This is a genomic window from Qiania dongpingensis, from assembly GCF_014337195.1.
GTDB classification, from domain to species: Bacteria; Bacillota; Clostridia; order Lachnospirales; family Lachnospiraceae; genus Lientehia; species Lientehia dongpingensis.
Map to the genome: position 1 here is coordinate 17,387 of NZ_CP060634.1, position 16,961 is coordinate 34,347.

General features: G+C 49.8%; 16 protein-coding genes. 15 read left to right on the forward strand and 1 reads right to left on the reverse strand.

What is annotated here, in order from left to right; translation table 11 throughout:
• The first annotated feature begins 107 nt into the window (after positions 1-107).
• From H9Q78_RS00085 to H9Q78_RS00155, 15 genes are all read left to right on the forward strand, one after another.
• The gene (locus tag H9Q78_RS00085) at positions 108-1,232 is read left to right on the forward strand and encodes a hypothetical protein (protein WP_249302770.1); all 1,125 of its coding nucleotides are present in this window, start codon (positions 108-110) and stop codon (positions 1,230-1,232) included.
• 294 nt (positions 1,233-1,526) lie between these two features.
• Complete coding sequence (locus tag H9Q78_RS00090; RefSeq protein WP_249302772.1) at positions 1,527-1,859, forward strand: hypothetical protein; 333 nt, start codon at positions 1,527-1,529, stop codon at positions 1,857-1,859.
• A gap of 177 nt (positions 1,860-2,036) precedes the next feature.
• Positions 2,037-2,924: a sulfide/dihydroorotate dehydrogenase-like FAD/NAD-binding protein gene (locus H9Q78_RS00095; RefSeq protein WP_249302773.1), complete on the forward strand. Its 888-nt coding sequence runs from the start codon at positions 2,037-2,039 to the stop codon at positions 2,922-2,924.
• Positions 2,924-4,306 carry an NADPH-dependent glutamate synthase gene (gene gltA, locus H9Q78_RS00100; protein ID WP_249302775.1) on the forward strand — a complete coding sequence of 461 codons (1,383 nt, stop codon included), beginning with the start codon at positions 2,924-2,926 and terminating at the stop codon, positions 4,304-4,306. Before H9Q78_RS00095 ends, gltA begins: the two co-directional genes overlap by 1 nt.
• Before the next feature lie 18 nt (positions 4,307-4,324).
• Complete coding sequence (locus tag H9Q78_RS00105; RefSeq protein WP_249302777.1) at positions 4,325-4,633, forward strand: Dabb family protein; 309 nt, start codon at positions 4,325-4,327, stop codon at positions 4,631-4,633.
• A gap of 70 nt (positions 4,634-4,703) precedes the next feature.
• Positions 4,704-5,393, forward strand: coding sequence for an L-ribulose-5-phosphate 4-epimerase (locus H9Q78_RS00110; RefSeq protein WP_283245054.1), 690 nt, complete (start codon positions 4,704-4,706; stop codon positions 5,391-5,393).
• Between the two features lie 95 nt (positions 5,394-5,488).
• Positions 5,489-6,928 (forward strand): spore germination protein, encoded by a 1,440-nt coding sequence (locus H9Q78_RS00115; protein WP_249302779.1) that lies wholly within the window; start codon positions 5,489-5,491, stop codon positions 6,926-6,928.
• Positions 6,929-7,052: 124 nt separating this feature from the next.
• Positions 7,053-7,280, forward strand: coding sequence for a FeoA family protein (locus tag H9Q78_RS00120; protein ID WP_249302781.1), 228 nt, complete (start codon positions 7,053-7,055; stop codon positions 7,278-7,280).
• On the forward strand, positions 7,277-9,280 hold the full coding sequence (feoB, locus tag H9Q78_RS00125) for a ferrous iron transport protein B (protein WP_249302783.1): 2,004 nt from the start codon (positions 7,277-7,279) through the stop codon (positions 9,278-9,280). The genes H9Q78_RS00120 and feoB overlap by 4 nt, the downstream gene beginning before the upstream one ends.
• Positions 9,281-9,387: 107 nt before the next feature.
• Positions 9,388-10,125, forward strand: a complete 738-nt coding sequence (locus H9Q78_RS00130) for a Sir2 family NAD-dependent protein deacetylase (protein ID WP_249302785.1) — start codon at positions 9,388-9,390, stop codon at positions 10,123-10,125.
• Between the two features lie 27 nt (positions 10,126-10,152).
• Positions 10,153-11,607, forward strand: coding sequence for a glutamate--tRNA ligase (gene gltX, locus H9Q78_RS00135; protein WP_249302787.1), 1,455 nt, complete (start codon positions 10,153-10,155; stop codon positions 11,605-11,607).
• On the forward strand, positions 11,601-13,478 hold the full coding sequence (locus tag H9Q78_RS00140) for an ATP-dependent helicase (protein ID WP_249302789.1): 1,878 nt from the start codon (positions 11,601-11,603) through the stop codon (positions 13,476-13,478). The genes gltX and H9Q78_RS00140 overlap by 7 nt, the downstream gene beginning before the upstream one ends.
• A 23-nt stretch (positions 13,479-13,501) precedes the next feature.
• Complete coding sequence (locus H9Q78_RS00145; RefSeq protein ID WP_249302791.1) at positions 13,502-14,347, forward strand: putative manganese transporter; 846 nt, start codon at positions 13,502-13,504, stop codon at positions 14,345-14,347.
• 208 nt (positions 14,348-14,555) lie between these two features.
• Positions 14,556-15,284, forward strand: coding sequence for a peptidoglycan recognition protein family protein (locus H9Q78_RS00150; protein ID WP_249302793.1), 729 nt, complete (start codon positions 14,556-14,558; stop codon positions 15,282-15,284).
• Positions 15,285-15,378: 94 nt separating this feature from the next.
• Complete coding sequence (locus tag H9Q78_RS00155) at positions 15,379-16,002, forward strand: ECF transporter S component (protein WP_249302795.1); 624 nt, start codon at positions 15,379-15,381, stop codon at positions 16,000-16,002.
• Positions 16,003-16,137: 135 nt separating this feature from the next.
• Here the strand turns inward: H9Q78_RS00155 and H9Q78_RS00160 are convergent, their stop codons facing one another.
• A complete protein-coding gene (locus H9Q78_RS00160) occupies positions 16,138-16,902 on the reverse strand; it encodes a type III pantothenate kinase (protein ID WP_249302796.1) in 765 nt (254 codons plus the stop codon).
• Positions 16,903-16,961: the final 59 nt, after the last annotated feature.

Below are 16,961 nucleotides of genomic sequence, written 5' to 3' on the forward strand. Positions count from 1 at the left end.
CTGCGCAGAGAGCGAATAAAAACATAAAAATCTTGGTTTTACTTGTAAATATCAATATAAAAAAGTTCTTTAGCTTTAATGCGGAACGACATCAAGGAGGAAGAAGTATGGCAAAGTTTTGTAGTCAATGCGGCAGGCCGCTGAATGAAGGTGAAATTTGTACGTGTCAGCAGCAAAAAACACAGGCGCCTCAGACACCGCCAGCAGCTGCAGAGGAGCGGCAGGCGCCGATACAGCCGGATAAAGAAGGACAGCAGACGAATGCACAGCAGCCGAATCAGGGCCAGTTCTATGGGAACCAGCAGGGATATACGCAGCAGCCGAACCAGGGTCAGCCCTATGGGAATCAGCAGGGATATGCACAGCAGCCGAACCAGGGTCAGCCCTATGGGAACCAGCAGGGATATACGCAGCACCCGAATCAGGGTCAGCCTTACGTGAATCAGCAGGGATATACGCAGCAGCCGAATCAGGGTCAGCCCTATGGGAATCAGCAGGGATATGCACAGCAGCCTGGCCAGGGTCAGCCTTATGGAGGACCTCAGGCACCGAAGCAGCCCGGGGCCGCAGGCGTTTATGTGAAGGGACTGTGGGGAACGATTCTGGATGCGTTTAAAAAGCCGGCCGGAACTCTTGGAAACCTGGCCGCAGCCGGAAAGAGCCATGTGATATTCGGCCTTTTGGGAATTCAGGTGGTCTTGTTTGCTCTGATGTTCGCTTTCTTCGGATTTAAGATCAATTCAATGGTGAGTAAATATAGTTATGGCTTGGGAATCAAGGTGGTCAATACTCCTTTGCTTTTCTTTATGGCGCTTCTTGCAGGTGCGGCGATTTTTGCGATTTGGGCCGCTTTTTCCATGCTGTTTGCGAAATCCATGGCGAAGAAGCCGATGACTTATATGCAGGGGCTCGGTGTTGCTTCAGCAAAAGCCCTGGCACAGATGCCGTTCACGGCATTATCAGCACTGCTCATTTTGATTCTTCCTTTGAGCGGCCGATTTACTTATATTTTGTTCCTTCTTGTTTATGAAGCTGGCAGTCTTTTGTGTTACTTCTTCATTCCGGCAGCGATGGATTCTTTTTGCCCGAATGATAAAAACAAGAGAATTTGGATGCTGTTTGTGACTTTCCTTGTGAATATAGTTGCAGCGGCGATTATTTCGTGGATTTTCCTGAACGTGGCCGGACGAAATATTCTCGGTCAGCTTACGGGCTATTCCAGCCTTTTCTAAATTAAAAACAGCAAGAAACAGCGTACCGCCGAATCTGTTTGGAGATTCGGCGGTTTGCGTTTGTTAGCATGCCTTATAATGTTTTTAAAACATTTTTGGTTTCCAGAATGACAAGAGGAAATTTGGTTCCATCCAGGCGGCTCGCTGGCAGCCATAAGCGGAATTTTTACAGCCTCCAGTCGGTCCTTTCCAACTGACATGGATAAATCGATATCGCACCGTCACGAAGTAAGGCTGTTTTAAAAAGTGCGGCGGCGGACACCGCGGCCCACTGCCATAAGGCGCGCGGGCCGTGTGGATATCCAATCCTTTTTTGGAATCAATGGAACGGGAATCATCCAGAATGGCGCGGCAGGCAGGACACCGGCAGAAAGATTCCGGGCCGGCCTAAAGGTGAGCGCCGCAGAGCAGAAGCCGGTGTTCCCCAGGCGGAGGGAGGCAGAAACGGAAATACCGATTCCGTTTCTGAGCGAACCGGAGACGGGAAATCATTCAGATTTCCTGTTGACATGTGAGCGATACTGCCGGAGCGGGGATAAAACGGCTCCTGCATCGCCAGCGAACCGAAATCGTGACGGCCCGGAACTTCTGCCGATGCTAAGCTGCGGTTTGATTGGAGCTTACTAAAGATGATTCCAAAAAGTATTCTAAGGTATGATTGAAATATACCAGGTTTTCTCAGGCTCTGGCCTGAATTTTCACGAATTATGGGTTGAAAAGGTGAAAAGAGAGTGTTAGAATGATAACGATAGCATGGCGGCGGTATACGCCGGCGTGCGGGAGGAAAGGTAAGGAGGAAATAAAATGTTCAAGATTCTGAGAGCAGAGCATCTTGCAGAGAACATTGTTCTTATGGATGTGGAAGCAAAGCGTGTGGCAAAAGCTTGCCAGCCCGGACAGTTCATCATCGTCAGGCTGGACGAAAAAGGGGAGAGGATCCCTCTGACCATCGCAGACTATGACAGGGAAAAGGGGACCGTAACTATTGTATTCCAGCCGATTGGAGCATCTACTTATCAGTTTGCAAATCTGAAAGCCGGGGACAGCTTCATGGATTTTGTAGGTCCGCTGGGCCGCCCTTCCGAGCTCACTACAGATGATCTGGAAGAAGTGAAAAAGAAAAAAATTCTGTTCGTGGCAGGCGGTGTCGGCACGGCGCCTGTATACCCTCAGGTAAAATGGCTTCATGAGCATGGGATTGATGCCGATGTCATCGTCGGCGCAAAAACTAAGAGCCTGATCATTATGGAAGACATGATGAAAGAGGTGGCAGGAAATCTTTATGTTACTACCGACGACGGAAGCTACGGCAGAAGCGGTATGGTGACAAAGGTCATCGAAGATCTGGTTGCAGAAGGCAAGCAGTATGATCTGTGTGTGGCGATCGGCCCGATGATCATGATGAAATTCTGCTGTCTGACAACCAAGAAATTAGGTATTCCTACTATTGTCAGCATGAACCCCATTATGGTAGACGGCACTGGTATGTGCGGTGCCTGCCGCCTGACTGTGGGGGATGAAGTGAAGTTCGCATGTGTAGACGGTCCTGAGTTTGACGGCCATAAGATTAATTTTGACGAGGCTATGAAGCGTCAGGCTATGTACAAGACAGAAGAGGGCAGAGCCCTGCTTAAATTCCAGGAGGGTGATACCCATCATGGTGGATGTGGACATTGCGGAGGTGACAAGTAATGGAAGGATTAAAGAGAGTACCCGTAAGGGAGCAGGCCCCCAAAGTAAGGGCCGCTAACTTTGAAGAAGTGTGCCTGGGCTATAACCAGGAGGAAGCAGTTGAAGAAGCAAAGCGTTGTCTGCAGTGTAAAAAGCCGCTTTGCGTACAGGGATGTCCGGTAGCCATCGATATACCCGGATTTATCGGGAAAGTCGTTGAGGGAGATTTTGCTGCCGCTTATCAGATACTTTCGGATTCCTCTTCTCTGCCGGCTGTATGCGGACGCGTATGCCCCCAGGAGAGCCAGTGTGAAGGAAAATGTATCCGTGGAAAGAAGGGTGATCCTGTTTCCATCGGTAAGCTGGAGCGTTTTGTGGCCGATTGGGCAAAGGAAAACGGAATCAAACCCAAAAAAGCGGACAAGCAGAACGGCAAGAAGGTGGCAGTCATCGGTTCCGGCCCCGCAGGCCTTTCTTGTGCAGGCGATTTGGCAAAATGGGGATATGATGTAACGATTTTTGAAGCTCTTCACGAGCCCGGCGGTGTGCTTACATACGGGATTCCGGAATTCCGTCTTCCCAAAGACGCGGTTGTGAAGCCCGAGGTGGAGAATGTGAAGTCTTTGGGTGTGAAACTGGAGACAGATGTGATCATCGGCAAATCTGTGACGATCGATGAGCTGCTTGATGAAGAAGGCTTTTCTGCTGTCTTTGTCGGCTCCGGCGCAGGTCTTCCCATGTTTATGGGGATTCCTGGAGAAAATGCCAACGGCGTATTTTCTGCCAATGAATATCTGACAAGAAGCAACCTGATGAAAGCAAGACTGGATGATTATGCGACTCCCATGCCTGTAAGCAAAAAAGCAGTCATCGTAGGCGGCGGAAACGTGGCTATGGATGCTGCCAGGACGGCGCTTCGTCTGGGCGCAGAGAGCCATATCGTATATAGGAGAAGTGAAGCAGAGCTTCCTGCCAGAGCGGAAGAAGTTCATCACGCAAAAGAAGAGGGCGTTATCTTTGATCTTCTGACCAATCCTGTAGAAATCCTTACGGATGATAAAGGCTGGGTAAGAGGCATCCGCTGCATACGGATGGAACTTGGCGAGCCTGATGCCTCCGGAAGAAGAAGACCTGTTGCCATCGAAGGTTCTGAGTTTGAGATTGAGGCGGATGCGGTGATCATGTCACTGGGAACTTCCCCCAACCCTCTTATCTCTTCTACGACGGCTGGTTTGGATGTGAATAAGAGGAAATGTATCGTTGCAGAAGCTGAAACAGGAAAGACCAGCAAAGAAGGCGTATACGCCGGCGGCGACGCCGTTACCGGCGCGGCTACGGTCATTCTGGCTATGGAAGCCGGACGCGCAGGCGCTAAGGGCATCCATGAGTTCTTATCGAAATAAGGCATGTGAAGGAGACTTATGATGGTTAAGCATTTGGTGAGCTGGAAGTTTAAGCCGGAATTGTCCGAGGAGCAGAAAGCAGCTGTTGCGGCGGAGTTCAATGAACGCCTGCAGGCAGTGAAAGCTGTGGCAGAAGGAGTAGTGGACGTAAAAGTGATCGCTCCGCCCCTGCCCACCAGCTCTGCAGACATCGTTCTGGACAGCACCTTCGTATCGGCAGAAGCGTTGGCTGCATATCAGGTACATCCCGGACATGTGGAAGCAGTGGGGGTTTGTGTAAAACCGTACCTGACTGACAGGACCTGCTGTGATTACGAGTGTGAATAGATAGTGGTAAAGGGCCGCCGGGACGTTAAAGACCGGCGGTTCTTTTTCAACGAAAAAAGGAGAGGATAATATGTTGGAGAGATTAAAAGAGGAAGTATATCGGGCAAACATGGAGCTCCCCCAGCACGGTCTGGTAGTTTACACATGGGGAAATGTCAGCGCCGTTGACAGAGAGAGCGGCCTGGTGGTGATCAAACCCAGCGGCGTTGATTACGCCACGATGAAGCCAGAGGATATGGTTGTTGTGGATTTGGATGGAAAGGTAGTAGAAGGCACGCTCCGTCCGTCTTCCGATACGCCGACCCATGTGGAGCTTTATAAGGCATTTCCAGGGATAGGCGGTATCGTGCACACACACTCTTCCTGGGCCACTTCCTGGGCACAGGCTGGCAGGGGAATCCCCTGTTATGGAACGACCCATGCGGATTATTTTTACGGAGAGATTCCCTGTGCGCGTGTACTGACGAAAGAAGAAGTCGAAAGCGCTTATGAAAAGAATACAGGGAAGGTCATCATTGAGGCCTTCGAAGGAAAAGATCCTTTGTCCACGCCCGGAGTACTCTGCACCAGCCATGGTCCGTTTACTTGGGGAAAGAACGCGGCAGAGGCAGTCCACAATGCAGTCGTGCTGGAAGAAGTGGCTAAAATGGCCACTCGGACAGAGATGCTGAATCCGAAAGCGGAGCCGGCTCTTTCTTATATCCAGGATAAGCATTATTTCCGGAAGCACGGTCCCAATGCGACCTATGGCCAGAAGTAGACAGAGCTTGCCATTATATTAAGATAAAAGATTATCGTATAGAATCTCCTTTCCCTGCGGACAATAAGGACAGAAGCGCGGAAAGGAGAAGAGTGATGAAAGAAGACGAGAAAACGAAACAGTCCATATCTTCCAATATCGGGGATAATATGCAGCTGTTCCACGAACTTTTGAGAGTGGATACCAACTTCGACGTGGTTTACCGCACCATGAAAATCGGAGGCCGTCAGGCCTGCTTTTATTTTGTGGACGGATTTGTAAAAGACGCGGTACTGCAGAGGATCATCCAATATATGTGCGGGATATCCGCGGAAGAATTTCCCAAGGAGGCCCACGAGTTTTCTAAAAAGCACCTGCCCTATGGAGAGATTGGTATTCTGAGGGACGTGGATGAGATCACGACACAGCTTTTGATGGGCATCACCTGTCTGTTCATTGACGGCTATGACGCCTGTTTGACCATAGACTGCAGGACATATCCGGCTAGAAGTGTGTCAGAGCCAGGAAAAGAAAAAGTGCTGCGCGGTTCACGGGATGGATTTGTAGAGACCCTGATCTTCAATACCGCCATGATACGGCGCAGAATCCGAGATCCGAAGCTGAGCGTGGAAATCACCCAGGCGGGAAAGAGCTCCCGGACGGACATTGCCATCTGTTATATGGAAGGGCGTGTGGATACGGAGCTTTTGAAGAAGATCAAAAAGAGGATTGAAGATATCCAGGTGGACGCTCTGACCATGAGCCAGGAGAGTCTGGCAGAATGTATATATCCATATAAATGGTATAATCCTTTTCCGAAATTCAAATATTCGGAACGTCCCGACACTGCTGCCGCCCAGCTGCTTGAGGGAAATATCATCATTCTGGTGGATACATCGCCTGCGGCTATGATTCTTCCGTCATCTGTATTTGATATCATTGAAGAGGCGGATGATTTCTATTTTCCGCCGGTCACCGGGACCTATCTGAGACTTTCAAGGATGCTGATCACAATCCTCGGAGTAATCCTTACGCCGCTGTGGCTTTTGTTCATGCAGAATCCGGAATGGATTCCTGATAGCTTTCAGTTTATCATGATCAAGGATGCGGTGAACATTCCATTGATTTGGCAGCTGCTCATTCTGGAATTCGCCATTGACGGTCTGAGGCTGGCATCCTTGAATACGCCCAGTATGCTGTCGACGCCGCTCAGCGTGATAGCGGCCCTCGTGGTCGGAGAATTTGCGGCAAATTCCGGCTGGTTCAATTCTGAAACAATGCTCTATATGGCGTTTGTCGCTCTGTCCAACTACACGCAGTCCAGCTTTGAACTGGGATATGCACTTAAATTCATGCGTCTGATCCTGCTTATCCTTACTTCGATATTCAATCTGTGGGGGTTCATCGCCGGCATGCTGATTTTTGTTCTGGCTGTGGTGACGAATAAGACCATTGCCGGAAAGAGCTATATATACCCGATCATCCCGTTCAGCCTTCGGGAAGTGAAAAGACGGTTTCTCCGAGCCCGCCTGACTCCCGGGGAGAAGGAATCCTGATTTCCGAAACTTTTGTTGACAAATATTCTTAATTGGCATACAATTCTCATAGAATAGCCCTGGAGGAAGGAATTCCGCACCAGGGCTATCTGTCAGAATGAACGTCGCGGAGGGAATGAGGAGAATGACTCTGACTGAAGGGAAAATAGGCTGTGTTTATCAAGTGGAGCGTCTGCAGGTGAAAGAAACTGTGACCCGGCGCCTGGAGGCGCTGGGGGTCAATGAACAGACGAAGATCACGATTTTAAATAATAAACGGAATGGTTCGACCATCATCCGCGTGCGGGGAACGAGGCTGGCTTTGGGCCGCTTGATCACCGACGGTATTTTCATAAAGGAGGTACAGGGATGAAGGCGGCTTCAGGTCAAAAAAGCATTACGGTAGGATTTGTCGGAAACCCAAACTGCGGAAAAACTACATTGTTCAATGCCCTGACTGGAGCATCCCTTAAAGTGGCCAATTGGCCGGGGGTTACTGTCGAGCGTGTGGAGGGAGAGGCGAAATACAGATCCCAGAGGATCAAGGTCATTGACCTTCCGGGCATATACAGCCTGACTTCATACAGTATCGAGGAAAAGGTATCCAGACGGTGTGTCATGGGAGAAGAAGTAGACGTCATCATCAATGTGGTGGATGCGTCTTCTTTGGAGCGGAACCTGTATTTGACGCTTCAGCTTTTGGAGCTTGGAAAACCTGTGATCCTGGCGCTGAATATGATGGATATCGTGGAGGAGCGGGGGCTGGAGATCGATCTCCACCGTCTGCCGGAAATGCTGGGTGGAATTCCCGTGGTTCCGGTGTCCGCAAGGAAAAGGACCGGGCTGGAGGTCCTTCTTCACGCTGTGGTGCATCATTCCGAGGAGGGGCTTCACAGTCAGGTGATGTTTTATTCCAAAGGGCTGGAGGCCAGGATTGCCAAGACAGAGAATGCTCTGAATAAAAAATATGGAGAGCTGCCTGGTGTCAGGTGGCTGGCCATTAAAGAACTGGATTTTGACGAAGAGGTCACGAAAGAATATCCGCTGGATCTGCCCGGAGTGCTGGATGAATCCTATGAAAAGCAGATTATTAATGAGAAATATGACTACATAGAAGAGATTATGGAAGAGTGTATGGTCAATAAGGAGAAAAAAGCGGCCAGCACGGAGCGGATTGACCGGTGGATGACGCACCGTATCTGGGGAGTGCCGATATTTCTGGGAATCCTGGCCCTGGTGTTTTTCCTGACCTTTACCATAGGAGATTTTCTTAAGGGTTATTTTGAAATGGGATTGGAGTGGTTTTCCGGTCAAACGCTGCTTTTGCTGCAGAATATCGGGGCTGCAGACTGGCTGGTATCGTTGATCGTAGACGGAATCATAGCGGGGGTGGGCGGTATTCTTACCTTTCTGCCCAATATATTCATTCTGTTTCTCGCCCTCGCTTTTTTAGAGGACTCCGGGTATATGGCGAGAGTGGCTTATGTAATGGACGATATCATGGGCAGGGTGGGTCTCTCCGGAAAAGCCTTTCTGCCCATGGTCCTGGGCTTTGGCTGCACGGTGCCTGCCGTTATGGCGACCAGGGGTCTGGAAAGCGAGAGGGACAGGAGAAGAACTATCCTTATCACGCCGTTCATGTCCTGTTCGGCGAGACTTCCGGTCTATGTCCTGTTTGCCAGTGTATTCTTCGGAAACAAAGCCATGTTTGTCGCCTATTCCCTTTATGTCATCGGCGTCCTGATGGCCATTGTCGTCGCTTTGGTGGTCGACCGCCTGTCGCCTAAAAAACTGGAAAATGCCCTTCTCATTGAGCTGCCCGAATATAAAACGCCCAATGCCAGGACCATTGCCATCTATGTATGGGAAAAGATCAAGGATTATCTTACCAAAGCGGGAACCACAATTTTCATTGCATCGATAGTACTTTGGTTCGTCCTGAACTTTAATTTTTCTGGAATGGTCACAGAAGTGTCGGACAGCTTCGGGGCCATGCTCGGCCACGCTCTTGTCCCGGTATTGGCTCCCGCGGGCCTCGGCGTCTGGCAGATCGCGGTAGCGCTCATCAGTGGGTTATCCGCAAAAGAGGTAGTGGTATCCAGCTGTTCTGTGCTCTTTGGAATCAGCAATATCAATTCGGCTTATGGCATGACCGCCCTTTCGGGAGCCCTGGGCTCGCAGGGATTCGGTCCGCTGAACGCATATGCGTTCATGCTTTTTTGTCTGCTGTATACGCCCTGTGTGGCGGCTATCGGCACCATCCGCAGAGAGACCCATTCTTTGAAGTGGACGGCCGGAATGGTTTTGTTTCAGATGCTTCTGGCGTGGACGGCGGCCGTGCTGGTATATCAGATAGGAAGCCTTTTTCTTTGAGAAAAAAAGGGCTTTCTAATTAAAATAAAATCGTATATAATGGCTGTAGTTTTATAAAGGGGAAGGGTAAACGGGCTGCAGAATGTGGAATTGACAGAGGTGATGATATGGCATATGAAATATTGAAGAAGATGATCGATGAAAGCCAGAAGATTATGGTGTTCAGCGGCATGGGTATGATACGGGAATCGGGAATCGCTTACTTTCGGGATGAGCCTTACGCGTATCAGATTGAAGCTGAATACGGTGTGTCGCCGGAAGAGCTTTTAAGCGCCCAGTTTTACAACAGCCGTCCAGGCTCCTTCTACAACTTTTATAAGAAAGAGGTCTTAAGCAGAGGCGGAGAGCCGAATCCGGCTCATTATGCCCTGGCTCGTCTGGAAGCTCAGAAAAAGAAAACCGGGGGATATGTGACCGTAGCGACCAGGAGCATATCTGGTATGCATCAGGCGGCCGGAGTGAAAAATGTCATAGAGCTGCACGGAAACTTTCACAACAACAGGTGTACCGGGTGCGGAAAGGAATTTTCACCGGAGTATATTTTAAAATCCCACGGAATTCCCCACTGTGACAAGTGCCAGAGTGCGATCAGGCCGGGTATCCTTCTGGCGGGAGAGATGCTCGACAATGGCCTGATCACTAAGGTGGCCAATGAAACGGAGGCGGCCGATATGCTTCTTGTGATAGGCACCCATCTGGATGCTTATCTGACCAAGAGGTTCCGCCTTTATTACACTGGGGACAAGCTGGTGCTGATCAACAATGAGACTCATCCGACGGACCGGGAAGCCGATATGGTGATCTATGAAAAAGTATCGGATGTACTGCCAGAGGTCATTCAATAGAACTATACAATAGGAAGGACAGCTATCATGGAAAGAGTAAGAACGAGGTTTGCGCCGAGCCCCACAGGCAAAATGCATGTGGGAAACCTGCGTACGGCGCTGTATGCTTATTTGATCGCGAAACACGACGGGGGTGATTTCCTTCTGCGTGTGGAAGACACGGATCAGGAACGCTTTGTGGAGGGAGCCCTGGATATTATTTACCGGACGCTTGAAAAGACGGGGCTTATCCATGATGAGGGCCCTGACAAGGACGGCGGCTGCGGCCCCTATGTGCAGAGCGAGAGAAATGCCCGGGGCATTTATCTGCAATATGCAAAAGAACTGGTGGATAAGGGGGAGGCGTATTATTGCTTTTGCGATAAGGACCGGCTGGATTCTCTAAAGACTGAGGTTGCGGGTAAAGAAATCGTGGTATATGATAAGCATTGTCTGCACCTATCCAAAGAAGAAGTGGAAGAGAAGCTGAAAGCCGGAGTGCCCTATGTGATTCGCCAGAACAATCCCACGGAAGGGACGACGACTTTTTCCGATGAGATTTATGGGGATATCACCGTGGAAAATTCTGAGCTTGACGATATGATCCTGATCAAGTCGGACGGATATCCCACTTATAATTTTGCCAATGTGGTGGACGACCATTTAATGGGAATTACCCATGTGGTAAGAGGCAACGAATATCTTTCCTCCTCGCCGAAGTATACGAGGCTGTACCATGCTTTCGGCTGGAAGGAGCCGGTGTATGTCCATTGTCCGCTGATCACCGACGAACAGCATAAAAAACTGAGTAAGCGCTGCGGCCATTCCTCCTTTGAGGATTTGATCTCTCAGGGCTTTGTGACGGAGGCAGTGGTGAATTACGTGGCGCTTCTGGGCTGGTGCCCGGAGGAGAACCGGGAAATCTTTTCCCTGGAGGAGCTGGTAAAGGCCTTTGATTATCGTCATATGAGCAAATCACCGGCAGTATTTGACATTCAGAAACTTAAATGGATGAATGGTGAATATATAAAGGCGATGGATCCGGATTCGTTTTATGCCATGGCAGAGCCCTATCTCAGAGAGGCCATCCATAAACCGCTGGATTTAAAGAAGATCGCACAGATGGTTCAGACGAGGATTGAAGTATTTCCAGACATCGCGGGGCTGGTCGATTTTTTTGAGGCCCTTCCAGAATATGAGACATCTATGTACGTCCATAAGAAGATGAAGACCACAGAAGAAAGCTCCCTGGCGGTATTAAAAGAGATCCTGCCGGTGCTGGAAGCCCAGGAGCATTTCACCAATGACGCGCTTTACGGTGTCCTAAAGAATTACGCGAAGGAAAAGGGCTGCAAGAATGGCTACGTATTGTGGCCGGTCCGCACTGCGGTGTCCGGGAAACAGATGACGCCTGCCGGGGCTACGGAGATCATGGAGATCATCGGGAAAGAGGAGACGGTTTCCCGCATACAGAAAGGCATTGAAAAGCTAAGCGCATGCTAAAACAGCCATTATCGGAACAATCACAGCTGAATTCTTATCAAAAGATGGCAGTCAGCCATAAAGAGGGTCCCGCTCTTGTATTAGCGGGACCCGGTTCTGGAAAGACTCTAGTTATCACCCACCGGATTCGGATGCTCATAGAGGAATACGGTGTGGCGCCGGAGCATATTCTGGTCATTACGTTTACCAGGGCGGCGGCCACGCAGATGAAGACACGGTTTGAAGAACTGATGGAAGGACAGCATCTTCCTGTAACCTTCGGGACCTTTCATTCCGTGTATTTCCGCGTGCTGAAGCATGCTTATCACTACGACGCGTCCCAGATCATTGGGGAGGAGAGACGGCTCCGTCTCCTTTCCGAAGTGTCGGCACAGGTGGAACCAGCCATGGCGGAGGAGGGCATAGAGTCCCTTCAGGAGCTGCTCAGTGAAATCAGCGCGGTAAAGAGCGATATGCTGGATATCAGCCACTATTATTCCAGAACCTGTCCGGAGGACACATTTCGGGAGATCTATCAAGTATATGAGGAGCGGCTGAGAAAAGAGCAGGTAATTGATTTTGACGATATGCTTTCCCTTTGCTTTGAGCTGTTTTCAGCCAGAAAAGATATTCTTTCTGGGTGGCAGAGGAAATACCAATATATCCTCTGTGACGAATTTCAGGATATCAACCGGCTTCAGTATGAAATATTAAAGCTCTTGGCACTGCCGGAGAATAACCTGTTCATAGTGGGGGACGATGATCAGGCCATATACCGGTTCCGGGGAGCCAGACCGGAGCTGATGCTCGGTTTTGAAAAGGAATATCCGGGAGCGGACCGGTATCTGCTGGCGGTGAATTACCGTTCTTCGGAAAAGATCATCCAGGCGGCGGAAAATCTGATCTCCCATAACAAGGTTCGGTTCCGCAAGGAAATTTCCGGAACGGGAAAGGATGGAGGACCTGTTATCCTGGGAAGCTTTCCGGGGACAGGAGAGGAATACGAACGGATTCTGTCCCATATCCGTTCTTACCGGGAAGCCGGCAGGGCTTATGAAGAGATCGCTGTGCTCGTGCGGACGAATACGGGGGCCAGGAAGCTTCTTGGAAAGCTTATGGAATATAATATCCCGTTCCAGACGAGGGATACAGTCCCCTGTCTGTATGACCATTGGACCAGCGGTGACATTTTTGCCTATATCCGGGCGGCTATGGGAGATGAGAGCCGGACTGTCCTCCTGCGGATCATCAACAAGCCCTGCCGTTACATCTCCAGAACTGTATTTTCCGGAAGCAAGGTATCTCTGGATGAAATAGAAGCGATGTATGAAGAAAAGCCATGGATGGCGGAACGAATCCGGTCTCTTCGTGAGGACCTTCGTGCAGTGGGCAGACTTTCTCCTTATCAGGCGGTGGGGTATATCCGAAAAACCATCGGATACGACGGGTATCTGAAAGGATACGCGAAGGAACGGCATTTGGAGGAAAACGGTCTTTTAGAGATTCTGGAGGAGCTTCAGTCGGATGCGGGAGAATACAAAACCTTTGCTGCCTGGTTCAGTCACATGTCTGAATACCGCGAGGAGATGAGACGGCAGAGAGAGAATTCGGCGGCGGATCGCCGCGGAGTGGTGATCTCGACCATACATGGGGCGAAAGGGCTTGAATATCCTGTCGTCTTCCTTCCGGATGTCAACGAACAGGTGATTCCCCATGAAAAGGCCGGTCTTTCGGCGGATGTGGAGGAGGAACGGAGGCTGTTCTATGTGGCGATGACCAGAGCAAAAGAAAAGCTGCACATCTATTCTGTCAAGGAACGCTATGGGAAATCCGCTGTGGTCAGCCGGTTCGTGGATGAGATTAAAAGCCGGAAGGATACCGGCGGATCATAAGGATAAAAAAGGAGGCAGTCTCTTTGGACTATATAATAGACGCATTAAAAGACGGACTTTGGGATACCGTGAAAATGCTGCCTTTCCTGTTTGCTGCATTTTTGATTCTGGAGGTTATAGAGCATTATTCAGAAAAACACAGGAATGGGATGCTCACGCGGATTGGCGGGGCCGGCCCCCTTGTGGGAGCGCTTTTCGGGTGTATTCCCCAGTGCGGATTTTCTGTGGCGGCCGCCAATCTGTATTCCGGCGGAGTGATCACCGTGGGAACGCTTCTGGCAGTGTTCCTTTCCACCTCGGATGAGGCCGTACTTTTGATTCTGGGGAACCCGGGCAACGGAGCAGTGGTGATCCGTCTGCTGGCCATCAAGGTGGTGATAGGAGTTTTGTTTGGATATGCGGTGGATATTTTACTCAGGAAAAGTCCGATGAAACGAAAACAGCTGGGAAATATCTGTGATCACTGCGGATGCGAAGAGGAAGGCGGCGTCCTGAGAGCGGCTGTCCGTCACACCATACAGATTTTTCTTTATCTGCTTCTGTTTAATTGTGTCCTGAATCTTCTGCTGGAAGCGGTCGGCATCGAGACCTTATCCCGTATATTAATGAAGGATTCTCTGTTTCAGCCGGTGCTGGCCGGACTCGTAGGATTGATCCCGAACTGCGCCGCATCTGTGGCACTGACGGAGCTTTATCTGAGCGGAGTCTTGAGCTTTGGCTCTGTGATCGCGGGACTTTGCGCCAGTGCGGGGATTGGACTCGCGGTGCTTTTCCGCGTGAATAAAAATGGAAAAGAAAATCTGAAGATCCTGGGAATCTTGTTTTTATGTTCCATAATCGCGGGAATGCTTTTGCAGGCGGTGATGTGACTGGACAGATAAATCGCGCGGGAAAATGCTTCCATTTATGGAATTAATGAAATTGAAGGGAATATTTAAGGGAAAATTCAGATATTTTAATAGGGGTTTTATGCTATACTTAGGGTGCCGGCAGGAAAGGCGCCCTTTTTGGCGCCTTAGATAAATAGAACATAAAGCGTATAGAAGGATAAGACAAAGGAGAAAGGCAGGGGTTTCGATGAGGGAGGAACGGGTCAGAAAGATTACGATCGCAGCGGGAATCATTCTTGTGATAATATTATTGGCCATGTTTGTAAAATCTGTGGTGTTTTCTGGGAATAGCAGGCAGACGGAGGGCGGAGACGGCCCAGGCATCAAAACTACGGGCAGTCAGGGGAAGACGGGAGATTCCAGTCAGCCGGTTTATATTGACGCCGGAGGAAAACGGGTCATTCAGTGGGAGAAGATAGAAGTTCCGGATTGGATAGAGAGGGACCTTCTTCCGACCAATGAATATTCCAGACCGGGTACGGCTCTGGACGATGTGGACGGCATAGTGGTCCATTATACGGCAAATCCCGGCACCACCGCCAAGCAGAACCGGAATTATTTCGCGGGCCTGGCAGATGGGAGCTCCGGCACCTATGCCAGCAGCCATTTTATCATCGACACGGACGGTACGATTCTCCAATGTGTTCCCATGAGTGAAGTGGCATACGCTTCCAATGACAGGAACAGCAACACCATCTCCATTGAGTGCTGCCATGAGGACGAGAGCGGAAAATTTACGAAGGCTACTTATCAGTCTCTGGTGAAATTGACCGCATGGCTGGCTGATACCTATCTGATCGATACGGAGGATATCATCCGCCATTACGATATAACAGGAAAAATCTGCCCCAAATATTTTGTGGATCATGAAGATAAATGGGAGAAATTTTTAAAAGAGGTGGACAAGTCCAGATAATATGCTATAATCGGGGAGGAACTGAAAACGCATTGTATCCAGCGGCTCCGGAACGTCAGGCGATCCGGGAAGCGGAACAGTAGCAGGAGGAAAAATGAATACTTCGGTAAAAACCCGGAACATGGTCTTGACTGCGGTCATAGCAGCCATTATCATTCTGATGGCCTTCGTGCCTTACGTAGGCTACATCAACCTTGTGGTCATAAAGGCCACTCTGATCCATGTACCCGTCATTATCGGATCCGTAGTCTTAGGACCGAAAAAGGGCGCGTTTCTTGGATTTATCTTTGGGCTCACCAGCCTGATCAACAACACCTTTAATCCCAGTCTTTTGTCATTTGCGTTCTCGCCTTTTTATTCCGGAGGCAACCTATGGAGCCTTTTGATCTGCTTTGTCCCCCGGATTTTAGTAGGGGTGTTTCCCTATTTTGTGTTTAAGGGCATCATGATGCTGGGGAAGGGAAAGAAGTCCATGGAATATGTAGCTTTGCCCGCAGCAGGCGTGGTAGGAGCTTTGACCAATACCCTGCTGGTGATGAACCTGATTTATTTTTGCTTTGTGGAACAGTTCGCTGCCGCAAAGGAAATCGCGGTCGGTGCAGTATATCAGGTGATCATAGGGATCGTTATAGCCAACGGAGTGCCGGAAGCCATCGTTGCGCTGGTACTTACCATGGCACTGGGAAAAGTTCTTTTGCATTTTAATTTCAGCCGATAGATAAAACTAATTAAAAGCGCTTTGTCTCCGCCGGAGACAAGCGCTTTTTGTCTGTTCTTTCAGCCGCATCACAGTAAAATTCTGCTATTGTATTTTCTGCCTGTTTATGGTAAAATCCCTATGGAATTGTGGGCTTTACTGGTTTTTGGCATAGATGATCCAAAGCCCTTTTAAAAGCAGGCTGTCATCATAGATGATTTCATGCCGGCAGTGTGGGATGATGGCTTTGGACAGGCCGCCGGTGGCGATGACGGTGGGAATTTCCCCCAGCTCCTCTGCGAACCGGTCGATCATGCCGTCCAGCATGGAAGCGCTGCCGAGGACGATGCCGCTTCTCATACATTCAATGGTATTTTTGCCGATGACGTGTTTCGGTGTCTCCAGGCTGATGGTATAAAGCTGAGCGGCTTTTTGGGCCAGGGATTCCAGAGAGACACGGATTCCCGGCATGATTGCGCCTCCGATATAGTTGTGATGCCTGTCCACACAGGAAATCGTGGTAGCGGTCCCCATATCGATCACCACGAAGGGCGCCTGATATTCCTTGATGCCGGCTACTGCTGTTACCACCAGGTCACTGCCGACGGTGGCGGGATTGTCCATGACGATGTTGAGCCCGGTCTTGATGCCGGGACCCACCAGGAGACAGGGTTTTCCGATGATCTTTTCCACGGACAGTTTTACCGTGTTTGAAATAGGAGGGACCACGGAGGAAATGATAGCGCCTTCAAGCCCCTTGGGGTTGATATGGTAAAGCTCCAGTATGTTTTTGATGGTGATGGCATATTCCAATACGGTCAGGTTTACATTGGTGGAAACGCGTTCGACAAAATAGGTCTGCTTTGAGTCAATACATCCGACTACGACGTTGGAATTGCCGATATCTATAGCGAGAATCATTTGAGATAAATCCTTTCTTGCGGCGTATGCCGTCTTTAGAATAGGGTGCGGCCGGCAGC

Bases quoted from the DNA above. Each gene is read 5' to 3' on its own strand.
- H9Q78_RS00105 (WP_249302777.1), top strand. From the start codon at position 4,325: ATGATGGTTAAGCATTTGGTGAGCTGGAAGTTTAAGCCGGAATTGTCC.
- H9Q78_RS00140 (WP_249302789.1), top strand. From the start codon at position 11,601: ATGCTAAAACAGCCATTATCGGAACAATCACAGCTGAATTCTTATCAA.
- gltX (WP_249302787.1), top strand. From the start codon at position 10,153: ATGGAAAGAGTAAGAACGAGGTTTGCGCCGAGCCCCACAGGCAAAATG.
- H9Q78_RS00150 (WP_249302793.1), top strand. From the start codon at position 14,556: ATGAGGGAGGAACGGGTCAGAAAGATTACGATCGCAGCGGGAATCATT.
- gltA (WP_249302775.1), top strand. From the start codon at position 2,924: ATGGAAGGATTAAAGAGAGTACCCGTAAGGGAGCAGGCCCCCAAAGTA.
- H9Q78_RS00130 (WP_249302785.1), top strand. From the start codon at position 9,388: ATGGCATATGAAATATTGAAGAAGATGATCGATGAAAGCCAGAAGATT.
- H9Q78_RS00095 (WP_249302773.1), top strand. From the start codon at position 2,037: ATGTTCAAGATTCTGAGAGCAGAGCATCTTGCAGAGAACATTGTTCTT.
- H9Q78_RS00110 (WP_283245054.1), top strand. From the start codon at position 4,704: ATGTTGGAGAGATTAAAAGAGGAAGTATATCGGGCAAACATGGAGCTC.
- H9Q78_RS00085 (WP_249302770.1), top strand. From the start codon at position 108: ATGGCAAAGTTTTGTAGTCAATGCGGCAGGCCGCTGAATGAAGGTGAA.
- H9Q78_RS00160 (WP_249302796.1), bottom strand. From the start codon at position 16,902: ATGATTCTCGCTATAGATATCGGCAATTCCAACGTCGTAGTCGGATGT.
- H9Q78_RS00155 (WP_249302795.1), top strand. From the start codon at position 15,379: ATGAATACTTCGGTAAAAACCCGGAACATGGTCTTGACTGCGGTCATA.
- H9Q78_RS00115 (WP_249302779.1), top strand. From the start codon at position 5,489: ATGAAAGAAGACGAGAAAACGAAACAGTCCATATCTTCCAATATCGGG.
- feoB (WP_249302783.1), top strand. From the start codon at position 7,277: ATGAAGGCGGCTTCAGGTCAAAAAAGCATTACGGTAGGATTTGTCGGA.
- H9Q78_RS00120 (WP_249302781.1), top strand. From the start codon at position 7,053: ATGACTCTGACTGAAGGGAAAATAGGCTGTGTTTATCAAGTGGAGCGT.